This window comes from Nonomuraea sp. NPDC050328 (genome assembly GCF_044459405.1).
Lineage (GTDB): Bacteria > Actinomycetota > Actinomycetes > Streptosporangiales > Streptosporangiaceae > Nonomuraea.
This window is the reverse complement of sequence record NZ_JBITIW010000011.1, coordinates 174,930-187,226: the sequence shown is the minus strand read 5'-3', so window position 1 is coordinate 187,226 and position 12,297 is coordinate 174,930. Positions and strand designations below refer to the sequence as shown.

Annotated in this window: 12 protein-coding genes and 3 pseudogenes; 6 read left to right on the top strand and 9 right to left on the bottom strand. The window is 72.1% G+C overall.

From position 1 onward, the window contains the following. Positions 1-3: 3 nt before the first annotated feature. Complete coding sequence (locus ACIBG7_RS34805) at positions 4-1,434, bottom strand: MFS transporter (RefSeq protein WP_397338965.1); 1,431 nt, start codon at positions 1,432-1,434, stop codon at positions 4-6. A gap of 62 nt (positions 1,435-1,496) precedes the next feature. On the opposite strand from ACIBG7_RS34805, the gene ACIBG7_RS34800 reads away from it, so the two are divergent. Then, a complete protein-coding gene (locus tag ACIBG7_RS34800) occupies positions 1,497-2,459 on the top strand; it encodes a helix-turn-helix transcriptional regulator (protein WP_397338964.1) in 963 nt (320 codons plus the stop codon). Here the strand turns inward: ACIBG7_RS34800 and ACIBG7_RS34795 are convergent. Next, entirely contained in the window at positions 2,456-3,691 is a 1,236-nt protein-coding gene (locus tag ACIBG7_RS34795; protein WP_397338963.1) for an FAD-dependent oxidoreductase, read from the bottom strand. The two genes, ACIBG7_RS34800 and ACIBG7_RS34795, sit on opposite strands and share 4 nt — an antisense overlap. Before the next feature lie 102 nt (positions 3,692-3,793). Between ACIBG7_RS34795 and ACIBG7_RS34790 the strand changes: the two genes are divergently transcribed. Further along, on the top strand, positions 3,794-4,438 hold the full coding sequence (locus tag ACIBG7_RS34790; protein ID WP_397338962.1) for a TetR/AcrR family transcriptional regulator: 645 nt from the start codon (positions 3,794-3,796) through the stop codon (positions 4,436-4,438). 87 nt (positions 4,439-4,525) lie between these two features. Beyond that, a pseudogene (locus ACIBG7_RS34785) lies at positions 4,526-4,834 on the top strand (peptidase inhibitor family I36 protein); the annotation flags it as partial. A 5-nt stretch (positions 4,835-4,839) separates the two neighbouring features. On the opposite strand, the gene ACIBG7_RS34780 reads toward ACIBG7_RS34785, so the two are convergent. The 3 genes from ACIBG7_RS34780 to ACIBG7_RS34770 all read right to left on the bottom strand — a co-directional run bounded on the left by ACIBG7_RS34780 (position 4,840) and on the right by ACIBG7_RS34770 (position 7,488). Further along, positions 4,840-5,892 carry a hypothetical protein gene (locus ACIBG7_RS34780; protein ID WP_397338961.1) on the bottom strand — a complete coding sequence of 351 codons (1,053 nt, stop codon included), beginning with the start codon at positions 5,890-5,892 and terminating at the stop codon, positions 4,840-4,842. Then, positions 5,889-6,449 carry an RNA polymerase sigma factor gene (locus ACIBG7_RS34775; RefSeq protein ID WP_397338960.1) on the bottom strand — a complete coding sequence of 187 codons (561 nt, stop codon included), beginning with the start codon at positions 6,447-6,449 and terminating at the stop codon, positions 5,889-5,891. Before ACIBG7_RS34775 ends, ACIBG7_RS34780 begins: the two co-directional genes overlap by 4 nt. Positions 6,450-6,609: 160 nt before the next feature. Continuing rightward, positions 6,610-7,488 carry a type II CAAX prenyl endopeptidase Rce1 family protein gene (locus ACIBG7_RS34770; protein ID WP_397338959.1) on the bottom strand — a complete coding sequence of 293 codons (879 nt, stop codon included), beginning with the start codon at positions 7,486-7,488 and terminating at the stop codon, positions 6,610-6,612. 83 nt (positions 7,489-7,571) lie between these two features. On the opposite strand from ACIBG7_RS34770, the gene ACIBG7_RS34765 reads away from it, so the two are divergent. Next, entirely contained in the window at positions 7,572-8,303 is a 732-nt protein-coding gene (locus ACIBG7_RS34765; RefSeq protein ID WP_397338958.1) for a phosphotransferase enzyme family protein, read from the top strand. A gap of 406 nt (positions 8,304-8,709) precedes the next feature. Here the strand turns inward: ACIBG7_RS34765 and ACIBG7_RS34760 are convergent. From ACIBG7_RS34760 to ACIBG7_RS34745, 4 genes and pseudogenes are all read right to left on the bottom strand, one after another. Then, positions 8,710-9,000 (bottom strand): annotated as a pseudogene (locus ACIBG7_RS34760) (DUF2332 family protein); the annotation flags it as partial. A 211-nt stretch (positions 9,001-9,211) separates the two neighbouring features. Further along, positions 9,212-10,138, bottom strand: a complete 927-nt coding sequence (locus tag ACIBG7_RS34755) for a CU044_5270 family protein (protein ID WP_397338957.1) — start codon at positions 10,136-10,138, stop codon at positions 9,212-9,214. Further along, entirely contained in the window at positions 10,138-10,701 is a 564-nt protein-coding gene (locus ACIBG7_RS34750) for an RNA polymerase sigma factor (protein WP_397338956.1), read from the bottom strand. The genes ACIBG7_RS34755 and ACIBG7_RS34750 overlap by 1 nt, the downstream gene beginning before the upstream one ends. 384 nt (positions 10,702-11,085) lie before the next feature. After that, positions 11,086-11,181: pseudogene (locus ACIBG7_RS34745) on the bottom strand (type 1 glutamine amidotransferase domain-containing protein); the annotation flags it as partial. Between the two features lie 330 nt (positions 11,182-11,511). Here ACIBG7_RS34745 and ACIBG7_RS34740 point away from each other — a divergent pair. Next, a complete protein-coding gene (locus ACIBG7_RS34740; RefSeq protein WP_357926059.1) occupies positions 11,512-11,748 on the top strand; it encodes an SCO4226 family nickel-binding protein in 237 nt (78 codons plus the stop codon). A gap of 37 nt (positions 11,749-11,785) precedes the next feature. After that, on the top strand, positions 11,786-12,154 hold the full coding sequence (locus tag ACIBG7_RS34735) for a cupin domain-containing protein (protein ID WP_357926056.1): 369 nt from the start codon (positions 11,786-11,788) through the stop codon (positions 12,152-12,154). Positions 12,155-12,297 lie beyond the last annotated feature (143 nt).

The following is a 12,297-nucleotide window of genomic DNA, read 5'->3' as shown; positions in this document are numbered from 1 at the left end:
CCTTCACCGCTGGTGCTCCGTCCTCGGGAGGGCGAGCATCGCCAGCGCCGTGACCAGGTAGAGCGCGGCGGAGACGATCAGGACCGTGCCGAGCGCGTGGCTGTAGTCGGACAAGGCCGGTGCTGCGGCCGTCGAGCCGGTGGCGGCGGTGAAGAAGAGGGTGCCGAGGACGGCGATGCCGACCGCGGCGCCGATCTGGTTGACGGTGGAGAGCACCCCGCCCGCGGCGCCGGCGTTGCGGCCGGGCACACCGGCGAGGACCACGTTGACCAGGATGGGGGCGGCGAGGCCGAGTCCGAGGCCGCCGATGAGGAGCGCCAGGGCGAGGGGCCAGTATCCGGGGTCGGTGCCGTCCTTGACGACGAGCCACAGGACGAGCTGGGAGGCGGCGACGGTGAGGGAGCCGGTGACCAGGAGCGTACGGCCGGCCTTGGCGGCGAGCGCGACGCCGAGCCCGGAGGTGATGATCGAGCCGAGCGCGTACGGGAGGATCACCAGGCCGGTCGCCCATGCGGTCCGGCCGGTGCCGTACTGCAGGTAGACGGAGAGGGTGAGGAAGAACGGCCCGATGCCCCCGAAGAAGAGCGTCGAGGCGGCCAGGCCGGCCGCGAAGCTGCGGATCCGCAGCAGGGCCGGGTCGAAGACCGGTTCTGCGCCGCGGGCGGTGAGCCGGCGCTCGTAGGCGAGGAAGATCGCCAGGACGAGGACGCCGGCGGCGAGCAGGCCGTAGCTGGTCCAGGTCCATCCCCAGGCCTCGGTCTGGATGATCGGCAGCAGGAGGAGCAGGGCGCCCGCGGCGGCGAGGAACGCGCCGAGCAGGTCCAGCCGCGCGGTCGAGGCGGACCGCGACTCCGGCAGGATCCTCGCCCCGAGGACCAGCGCCAGGATCGAGACGGGCACGTTGATCCAGAAGATCGTGCGCCAGCCGAGCCCGGCCAGGTCGGCGTCGACGAGCAGCCCGCCCAGCAGCGGGCCGGCGACCGAGGCGAGGCCCTGGACCGCCCCGTAGGCGGCGAACGCCTTGGCCCGCTCGGCCGGGGCGAAGGACGCCCGGATGATCCCGAACACCTGCGGGACCATGATCCCGGCGGTCAGTCCCTGCCCGGCCCGCATGCCGATGAGCATGCCCGGGTCGACGGCCAGCGCGCACAGCGCCGAGGTGAGCATGAACCCGGCCAGCCCGAGCATGAACAGCCGCTTGCGGCCGTACTGGTCGCCGAGCCGGCCGCCGGTGATGAGGCCCGCGCCCAGGGTGAGGGTGTAGGCGGCGATCGTCCACTGGATCTCGGCGGCGGACGCCCCCAGGTCGTGGGCGATCGCGGGTGCCGCGACGGTGACGATCGTCGCGTCGAGCAGGTCCATGAAGGACCCGAAGAGCACCACGAGCAGGGCCAGGGAGGCCTGGGTGGTGCGGAGGTTCGAGGTGGCGGTCATGCCGGCCACCATGGCGGGCATAATTGCCATCGAGTGTCCGCTACAGGGCGGAGAATCGGAGCATGGCTGCCACCTCCGCTCGGGCGCTCAAGCTGCTGTCGATCTTCGGAATCGGTGCGACGCTGACCGCCGAGGACCTCGCCGACCGGCTCGGGACCTCGGCGCGAACGGTCCGCCGCGACATCGACACCCTCCGGGAGCTCGGGTACGAGATCGAGGCCGTGCGCGGCGCGGGTGGCGGGTACCGGCTCGGCCGGGCCACGCGGTTGCCGCCGGTGGTCTTCGACGAGGACCAGGCCGTCGCCGCGGCGGTCGCGCTGCAGACGGTGCCGGCGGTCCTGTCCGGCATCCGCGAGAACGCGGCCCGGGCTCTGGCCACGCTGCACCAGGCGATGCCCGCGCGCAGCCGCTTGCACGCCGAGGCGTTCACGGTCACGTCGGCGCGCAACTACTGGGAGTTTCCCGCGCCACCGATCGACTCCGAGATCGTCCGTGCTGTCGGCAGCGCGATCAGCCGGCGGCACCTCGTCCGGGTGGACTACACCGGTGACGGCGAACCCGTCACGCTCACGCTGGAACCGCACGACCTCGTGGTCTGGGCCGCGCGCTGGTACCTGGTCGCCTTCGACCCGGACGCGGGCCGGTGGCGGGCGATGCGCGTGGACCGCATCGGCCCGCACCCGCCGACGCACCTGCCCTTCGACCGGCGGGCGATCCCGCACGGGGATCCCGTCGCCTTCGTCATGACCGCGCACGACCGTGGAGACGCCGCCGCCGAATGGCCCTGCCGTGGCTCCGCCGTACTCGCCCTGCCGGCCTCGACGGTCGCCAGGTTCGCCCCCGGTGGGTCAACGGTCGAGTACGAGACCGACACCACGTGCCGGCTCACGCTCGGCGCGTGGTCGTGGCCAGGAGTGGCCGGGCTGCTGCTCACCTTCGACGCCGACCTCACCGCCATCGAACCGGCCGAGCTCCGGCAAGCCCTGCACTCGCTGCGCGGCCGCATCGACAGGGGTCTTCCCTAGCACCGGCCGTTGAGCGGCGCGAGCGAGCCGGTCAGGTGCTCGGGCCGGACGCCGAGCGCGACCAGGCGGCCGAGCAGGCCGCTGAAGCCGGGCAGATGACGGAGCGTCCGCAGCGGTTGCGGCACGCGCAGCGGTTCGGCCGCCGCTCCGGAGCCGTCCATGGAGGCGGCGACGAACCGCTTCTGGGCCGCCCGCTGGATGCCCTGCGTCACGAGGGCCGGCCACCGGCGTCGCCGCTGCACGCGGGCCAGGTCCCTGGTGGTGACGTGCCCGTTCCGCAGGCCGGGCACGAGGACCCGGGCCGCCGCCACCGCGTCCTGGATGGCCAGGTTGATGCCGACTCCCGCGATGGGGGACATCGCGTGCGCCGCGTCCCCGATGAACAGCACTCCCGGCGCCCACCAGCGCTCCAGCCGGTCGATCCGGATCTGGAGCGCGGCGATGTCGGCCGCTCCGATCGACTCCGCGCGCTCGGCCAGGTACGGCGCCAGCCGTACGATCAGCTCCCGGGTCCGGGCGCCGTCGTCCGCGCGGGCCGCGGCGGCTTCGCCCTTGCCGATCAGCAGGGCCGTCTGCCAGTAGTCGCCCCGGTTGATCATGATCAGGCCGCCGGAGGCGGAGAAGCGCAGGTGCGTCCGCTTCGGATCGCCGGGCAGGCGGGGGATGCGGACGTAGAGGCAGTCGTGGGGGGCTCCGATGTTCTTGGGGCGGAGGCCGAGCAGGTCGCGCATGGTGGACTGCCGCCCGTCCGCCGCGACCACCAGGGGTGAGCGCACCTCGCGGACCATCCCGCCCTTGTCCAGGTAGCGAACGCCGCGGACCGCCGCGCCCTCCCGGATCACGCCGGTCACCCGCGCGTTCTGGACCAGGTGGAAATGCGGCGACTCCCGGCCCGCCGTGGCCAGCAGGTCGAGGAAGTCCCACTGCGGCACCAGCGCCACGTGCTGGTGCCGTCCGGGCAGCCGGCTGAAGTCCTCGTCGAAGCCTCCGTCGTCGAAGCGGACCGTCAGCCGCCGCTCGCGCTGCTGGGGTAACGCGGCGAACCGCTCCCCCAGCCCAAGCTCGTCCAGCAGGCCGAGGGTCGAGGCGTGGACGGTGTCTCCGCGGAAGTCGCGCAGGAAGTCCGGGTGCTGCTCCAGGACGGCCACCTCCACCCCGGATCGAGCCAGCAGCAGACCCAGCACCATCCCCGCCGGGCCGCCGCCCACGACCGTGCATGCCACCGACCGCATGTCCCTGCTCCTTTGCCGCCTAAAACGGGGGGTTATTCCCCGCTTCCTTTGCACGCTAGCATAAGCGGGGAGTTTGTCCACGTTTATCGAGGGAGCCGTCGAGTGGCCGACCATCCGCCGATGCGCGCCGACGCGCGCCGCAACCGCGAACAGATCCTGCGCGCCGCGCACGCGGCCTTCGTGGAGTACGGCCCAGCCGCGCCGCTGGACCAGATCGCCGAGCGCGCGGGAGTCGGCAACGCCACCCTCTACCGCCACTTCCCCACCCGCGAAGACCTGATCCACAGCGTGGCCGTCCACGACATGGACCAGGTCGCCGCGACGGCCACCGACGCCCTGGACTCCTCGCCCTCCGCCTGGGAGGCGATCCGGACGTTCGCCTCCCAGGTGGTCGAGCACCAGAGCGTCGCGATGCTCCCGATCCTCGGCGGCCAGGTCGAGTCCGGCCCCCGCTTCAGCGAGGCCGCCGCCCGCGTGCTGTCGGCCGTGGACTCCCTGGTCGACGCCGCCCGGGCCGAGGGCACGCTCCGGCCCGATGTGACCTCGGGGGATCTGATCCTGTTCCTCGCCGTCGCCACCCGGCCCCTTCCGGCCCTCTCCCCCGCGCTCGCCACCACCTTGCGGGACCGCCTGCTCGGCACCCTCCTGGACGGCTTGCGCGCGGGTGAGAGTGCTCCGCTGCCCGGGCTGGGCATGACCGCGGAGGGGATCGTCAGCGGCTTGAGCGGCGCCGGAACCGAGGAGTGACACCCGGCCGTCAGGCCTTCAGCTGGCCCGAGTCGGCCGAAGAACGCACGCCGGCGCTCTTCGACGCCACGACTCGAAGGCCACGCCTGCCTGTTCGGGCAGCGGGACGGCGGAGGGCAGATGGCCGACCTGGGGGAAGTCCGGGCCCGCCAGCGCTTCGAGCTCGGCGCCATCCCGCTGTCCGAGCCGTCCACCGATCACTGGCACGACGCCGTCGACTCCGTCTACAACCGCAGCGCCCACTCCGTCTGCCTATACGACCGGGTCCCCGACGGCCACGTGCTGCTCGGCTCCGCCTGGTCGGCCGGCGAACGGGCGAACTTCAAGCCGGCCAACGCGGACCGGGCGGACACCGCGCTCATCATCGCCGGAGGCTTCTGCCCGCCGAAGCCCTAGATCATCTAGATCGGCGTCCCGTTGAGTGCGGTGCCGGCGATGGCGTCGGCGTCGCAGCCCAGGCCGGAGAACGGGTCCTTCATGCCCGGCGGCTTGGGCAGGCCGCCGGGGGGCTTCAGGCCCTCGGGCCTGGACGGCTTGTCGCCGTCGGTCAGGGTGTCCTGCTGCACGGTACGGGCCTGGAGGGTGCCGTCGCCCTGGAGCGTGCCGACCACGGTGGTGTACTTGCCGGTCGTCAGGTCGGCCAGGCGCGCCGCGGACTGCCGGACGAGCGTGGTGGAGGCGGACGTGGTGACCTTCACCTTGCCGCCGTCCGCGCCCGTCACGGTGAACGCGCCGTCCCGGATCTGGCTCACCGTGCCCATCGCGATGCCGTGCCCGGCCAGCATCGCGGTGATGCCCGAACCCATCCCGCCGGGGAGCCGGGGCGGCTTCAGCTTCGCGGGCGCGACGAGCACGCTGCCGGCGGCGAGGGTGTCGCCCGCCCGGCTGCCCTCGCCGCGTACCAGGACCGACATACCGGGGACGAGGTCGGCGACGGTCCCGGCGATCTGCCGGGTCACCTTGGCCGTCGGCGCGACGTCGACCCGGATGTCCTTGCCGCCTGCCGTACGCACGACCAGGCGTGAGCCGTCCACGACCCGCAGGGAGCCCGCGGCCACCTGCAGGCTCTCGCACTCGGTGGCGAGCAGGCCCATCGCGGCGACCCGCTGGGCGTCGAAAGCCTCCTCCACCGGGGCGGACGCGGTGCGCGGCAGCAGGACGTACCCGGCGATCGCCACCAGCGCGGCCGCGGCCGCGACCCAGCTCAGCACCGCGGGCCCGCGCCGCCGGACCCGGCGCGGGCCGTCGATCGCGTCCAGCACGCCGCGCAGGACCCGCGGGTGCGGCTGAGCGGCAGGAGCACTGTCGCGTACGGCAGGCGCAACGGCCTGCCACGCGTCGAGCTCGGCCCGGCAGGCCGGGCAGCGGTCGAGGTGGGGGTCGGCCGGCTCCGCCGTACCGTCGGCATGGGCGAGGAGCTCTTCAAGGCTCAGGTGAGGCGAGGCCTTGGTCATGACGCGTATCCCCCTTCGGGCATCGAGCGAACGAGTGCGGCCCGCGCCGCGAACAGCCGGCTCTTGACCGTGCCGACGGGAATCTCCAGGATCTTGGCGATCTCGGCGAGCGGCAGCCCGGTCCTGAAGACCAGGTCGAGCACCTCGCGGTGGTGTCGCGGTAAGGCGCCGACGGCCGTCATCACCGCCCCGGCCGCCATCCGGCCCAGCACCTGCTCCTCCGGTCCCGGCTCGGCAGCCGGGCGGTTGGCCAGCACCTCCTGCGGGACGAGGGTGGGCCGCCGGCGGCGCAGCCGGTCCCGGCACTGCCGCCGGGCGATGGCGATGATCCACGACCGCACCGAGGAGTCGCCGCGGAAACCGCCCGCGCCGCGCCAGACGGCGAGCATGGTGTCCTGCAGGATCTCCTCGCTGAGCCCGTGGTCGTCGGTGAGCAGGACGAGGTGGGAGTAGACCACGCCCGAGTGCCGCTCGTAGAGCGTCACCAGCGCGGCGCGATCACCCTGGGCGATCGCCGAGAGAAGGGTCCGGTCGTCGGGCGCTTCGGGTTGCGTCATCACGAGGTACGGCCCGCCGTCTTGCCGTAGGGGATCCACAGGGTTTCCTCCAACTGGTTCGGTCTCGCGCTGTCGCCAGGTGGGCGGCAGCGACCGGGCGAACGGTGCTGACCCGCTGCGGGGCCGGGTGCTCCCCCAGCCAACTCGGCGGGCGGTATCGTCACGGTGACCAAACCCGGGCCCGGCCGGCGTCCGGGACGGGCGGGACCTCGCGCAGGTAGCGGTCGTGGCCGAGCCGCCCGCGCGTCGCCGCGACGACCAGCAGCGCCAGCCCGACCTGGGTCAGGGTGCGGAGGTCGGCCACGAGGTGCCCGAGATCCGCTCCGGGGAACAGCTCGTAGGCCAGGCTGTGCAGGACGTTCCCGACGGCGTGGAAGAGGACCGCCAGCAGTACGCTGCCGCGCGTGTTGTTGAAGATCCAGGTGAACAGCACCGACCCGGCGGTGACGCCGCCGACGAACGTCGCGAACGACACCGCGAGGCCCGCCGGGTCGGCCGGGGCGCCGTTGTAGCCGGGGACCAGCACGTAGACCGGCAGGTGCCACAGGCCGTGCAGGACGCCCAGGACCAGCGTTCCGGCGAGGGGACCGTGGCGCTGTTGCAGGAGCGGCAGCGCGAACCCGCGCCAGCCCGGCTCCTCGCCCAGCGGACCGCCCGTGACCAGGATGAGGAGGAAGAGTCCCCAGAACGCCGCCGCCGGAGCCTGTGCGCTCGCCCCCTGCGTGAAGCCGAGCAGCAGGAGCAGCGCCGGCCAGCCGAGCAAGACGATCGCGTACCACCACGGCGAGACCCGCCACAGCACGAGCCGCCGCAGCAGGTCCCGGATCCCGGCCCTGCCCTGGGTGAGCGCCGTCAGGACGAAGGCCGCGAGGGCCGGCCCGACCAGCGGGGCCAGCGCGCCGCCGATCCCGAGCATGGGCAGCCGCAGCACGCCGAGCGCCACCGCCATCCAGGTCCAGGAGAGCGTGAAGGTCAGCAGGAAGTAGCCGGTCAGGGGGTGTCGTCGCGCCAGCCTGACCGCTGGGTGTAGGTGAGCCATGCACCTAGGTAGCGGCGGGGCGGCGAAAGGTTCGGCACGTCCAGGGCGGCTGCTCGGCTCGCCCACCCCGTAGGATCCGGTCAATGAAGTGGGAAGCACTCGCGCAGTGGGGCGAGGACGTCACTCGCGTCGAACGGCTCGCCGGCGGGGTCGCCAACGACGTCTGGAGCGTGCGCATCGACGGGCGCCTCGCGGTCGGCCGTCTCGGCACCAGGAGCGACGCCGACCTCGCGTGGGAGACCGAACTCCTCGTCCATCTCGACCGCGAAGGCATGACCGTTCCGGTGCCGATTCCGACGACGGACGGCCGGCTCTTCGCCGACGGTCTGGTGGTCATGACCTACGTGGAGGGCGAAGCGCCCAAGACCCAGGACGACTGGCGCCGCGTCGCCGACACGCTCCGCGAGCTGCACCGGTTGACGAAGGGCTGGCCGCAGCGCCCAGGCTGGCGTTCCTCCACCGACCTCCTGCACGCCGACACCGGCACGAAGATCGACCTGGGCGCGATGCCCCCGGAGGGCGTCGCCCGATGCCGGGCAGCGTGGGCGCGGCTGGCCGGAGGGCAGACCTGCGTCGTGCACGGGGACCCCAACCCCGGCAACGTCCGTATGACCGCGGACCACGTCGCGCTGATCGACTGGGACGAGTCGCACGTCGACGTCCCCGATCTCGACCTGGTCCTGCCCGGCAACGCCGCCGGCCTCGACGACGCGGCGCACGACATCGCCGCTCAGGCGTCGGCCGCCTGGGAAGCGGCCGTCTGCTGGGACGACGACTACTCGGTCAAGCGACTCGCCGAGGTCCGAGCGCTCTGAGCAGGGTGCTGCCGTCCCGCGCGCGGGTCCCCGCACGATGGTGGCATGAACATCGAGCGGGCTCGCGCCGCCCTGGCGGCCGCTTATCGGGAGCTCACCACCGCGGTGAGCGGGATCGATCTATCCGGCCCACCCGGTGCACCGGGCGGGCTGGCTCCTCCACCTAATCGGCGACGCTCAGCGCGCTCTGGTCGCCCTGGCCACGCCCGGCCGGAGTATCCGGATATATCCACCTACGTGCCGGACGCGACGGGCCGCCTGCCATCGGACGACGGAAGGTTCCCCCTGCTGGGACGACCGTCAACCGATCCAGGTCAACGATTGACCGTGAGGGCCGGTGTAGGCCAGCGGCCGCCCATCCAGCGCAAGGACGAAGGCCGCCTCGTCCTCCGGCACCGGACCAGGAGCGCACGTCATCGTCGTCGTGCACGTCAAGCGGATTGAGATCGACATCGGCCCGCCAGGCCACGGCCGGCACCTCTTCCGGCAGCGGGACCGGACCGCTGGTCCGGCACTCGAGGACGACCTGTCCCTCGGCGGGGCCGATCAGCGGCCCGTCGTCGTAGCGGTAGCGGTAGCGGTCCGGGTAGAGGCAGAGGCCGGCCGACGCTCCGACCTCGATCAGAGCCAGAGGCTGCGGCAGTGCGGCGAGGACCGGCAACAGCACGGCGCATCGGCCCGGCTCGTTCGTCTGGGTGAGGCTCATGGCCTGCCGTACTCGATCCCGGCATCACGGCGATCTGTCCCGCCAGCTCCTCATAAGCCGCGGAATGCCGGCGAGCTTCCATGGCCGCGAAGCGCCGATACCGATCCGCTGTGTCCATCGCCCCTCCCTTGTCACGACGCTCTCCGCCAACGGCCAGGGGCATCGGTCCCCTGGCCACTGTGTCAGCCGGGTTCCGTCCCGATCAGGAGCGGTCGCCGGGCCGGTTCACGATCTTGGCTTCCAGCTGCGCGGTCAGGCCCACCGTGCCCGCCTTGAAGGTCTCCTTGCTGCCGTCGGCCCCCTCGTAGGTCCGGTCCTTCAGCCGCGTCGAGTTGGTGCCCAGGTAGCGGAAGGTCTCGGGGTCCAAAACCAGGTAGCTGCGCGCCTCAGCGTCGGTGAGGCTGAACGCCACGCCTCGCCGCCCGTCGGCGACGGGCACGTCCTGGGTCACCGTCATGCCCTGGATCGCCGGCAGCGCGCGGAAGAGCGCGGACCGCACCGCGGGGGCCAGCCACTGCTGGGAGACGAGCTGGTTGACCTCCATGAAAAGGAGCTCGGGCGGGACGTGGCCCTTCAGCTCCTGCGGCCCCCGGCGGTCCTCGTCGAGGATGGCCGCCTCGATCCTGGCGATCACCCCGCCGGGGGTGACCGGCGGCTTGCCGAGCTCGGTCGGGTCGAAGGCGGCACTGCCCTGGAACATCAGCTTGCCGCCCTGGTACCAGGCCGACCGCTTGCCGTCCACGCTGGTCCACCGTTCCCAGGTGTCGCGCTGGTCGCGGTCGGGGTCACCTTCGACTCCGGTCAGTTGCAGCTCCTTGGTGTAGAGCCACTGCCCGGGCCCCGGGGCGGGCGTGGGATCGTTCTCCGCCGCCTGCGCGGCGCGCTCGCCCAGCTCGGCCACGCCGGCCACCGGCGCCATGCCCGGCTGGTCCCTGAACACCACGACGCTGCCGCCGACGACCAGGGCCAACGCCGCAGCCACCACGATCCGCCGGCCGAGCTTCGCCACGCGGGGCTTCTGTACGGTTGCCGGCTCGTGGATCTCCGACATCAGCCGTGCCCGGGCCTCAGCCGCGGCTTCGTCGGTCATCGCCGGGGTGCTCCGGCGGAACTCCTTGATCACACTCATCACAGCTCCTCATCCCCGAGCACGTTCCTGGCCTTCTTCCGCGCACGATGCAGCCGCGACCGTACGGTTCCCACCGAGATGTCCAGCGCCCGCGCCACCTCCTCGTACGACATGTCCTCCCACGCCACCAGCAGCAGCACGTCCCGATGGCCGCGGGGCAACGACGCCAGCGCCCCCGCCAGCTCGCGTTCCCTGCCCTGTGCCATCACCCGCCGCGTCACGGCGTCGGCCAGTTCCTCCGGCAAGGGGTCCACTCCGGTACGGCTCAGCGCCCGCAACAGCCGCTCCTCCTGCCGTCGATGCCTGGCGATCAACGTGGTGGCGATGCCGTACAACCAGGGCCTGGCCAGCGCGAACGACGGGTCGTACGTCCCGCGCCTGCGGAAGGCCGCCAGGAACGTCTCGGCCACGATGTCATCGGCCGCCTGCGTGCCGAGCCGCCGGGCCGCGTACAGATGGATCTGCCTGGCGTAGCGGTCGAACAGCGCGGCGAACTGTTCCGGGTCATGCGCCGAACGACGGATCAGTTCGCCGTCGTCGATCTCGACCGTCTCAGCGCTCAACGCCTCTCCTTCGGTGAGTAGCCATTTCACCGTGCTGTCTCCCGAAGGGTTCCGACGGGTTCCCCGGACCCGCGTCCTCCGGGTCAGCCCAAGTCGGTCACCAGGCGGCGGGCGAGTCGTTCGGACGAGGCCGGGTTCTGGCCGGTGTAGAGGTTGCGGTCGGTCTCGAGGTGCGGCACCAGCGGGATCTTGCCCTTGGTGTAATCCGCGCCGCTCTCTCGCAGCCGGTCCTCCAGGAACCAGAGCGCCTTGCGGCCGAAGCTGTTGAGTTTTCTCCTCGGTGCTGGACAGCGCGGTCATCCGGTATCCGGCGAACGGCCATGAGCCGTCGGCGTCCTTGGCGGCCAGCAACGCGGCCGGACCGTGGCACAGCATGGCCAGAGGCCTGCCGGAGGCGAGCCTTCCGGTCAGGAGCGCACCTGAGACCTCGTCGTGGGCGAGGTCCTCCATCGGGCCGTGCCCTCCGGGGTAGAAGACCAGGTCGAAGCCCCTCTGGCCGACCTCATCCAGGCATCGGGGGGTGTCCAGCTCGGCCTGGATCGAGTCGAGGTAGCGGGCGAGTGCCGTCGTTCAGCGTCCAGTGGTCAGCCGCCGAGACGACGAACAACACCTTGGCCGTCGCATCCCCCTCCGAGCGTCCCCACCTGCTTATGCCACCCGTTGCGCCGCCCCCGAACAGGGACCGACGGTGGGGATCCGTCCTGAAGGTGTGGTCCACCATAGGCAGGCTTGAACCAACACAGGGGAACGGGCGGCCCGGAACAGTCCTACGCTGGGATGGACATGGACTGGGAGGCAACCATGAAATTCATGGACGTCCACCATGGCATGACCGGCATCACCGCGGACCAGCTCAAGCAGGCCCACGACGCCGACCTGGCCATCCAGGACGAAGAGCAGGTCACCTTCGAGCAGGCGTGGGCCGACCCGGAGTCCGGGCTCGTCTACTGCCTGTCCGATGCGCCGGACGCCGACGCCGTCCAGCGCATCCACCAGCGTGCGGGGCATCCGGCCGACGAGATCCATCCCGTGCCGCTGACGATCTGACTGCTCGAAACGCACTGCCCCGCCAGGACGAGAGGGGATGAAGAGCATGATCGAGGTCAAGAACATCGACAAGCCGGATGAACGCCGGGACTTCCCGCGCGGGCACCTGGACGTACTGGGACTGAGCGGCCTCAGCTTCGGCGTCATCACGCTGGAGCCGGGGTGGAAGTGGTCGGAGTCGGTAGGGCCGATCGCCGGGACCGAGCTGTGCGAGGTGCACCACAACGGCTTCGTGGTCCAGGGGCGCATCCATCTGAAGATGCGTGACGGCACCGAGTCCGAGGTGGGGCCCGGCGACGTGTTCGTCTGCCCGCCGGGGCATGACGCCTGGGTGGTGGGCGACGAGCAAGCCGTCGCCTACGACTTCGCGGGCGGGGCCGACGAGTACGCCAAGCCGGCCGGGTGAGGCAGCTCCGCTTGTACGGCGAGGCGGGTCGCTTCGCCGTACAAGCGGCGGGGCTGAGGGGATCGTGCAGCTCCCCCGGGATCGGCTCAGTCGGTGCTGCGGACGATCGGCCAGTCGATCGGGACGCGCTACCTCAACAAGAG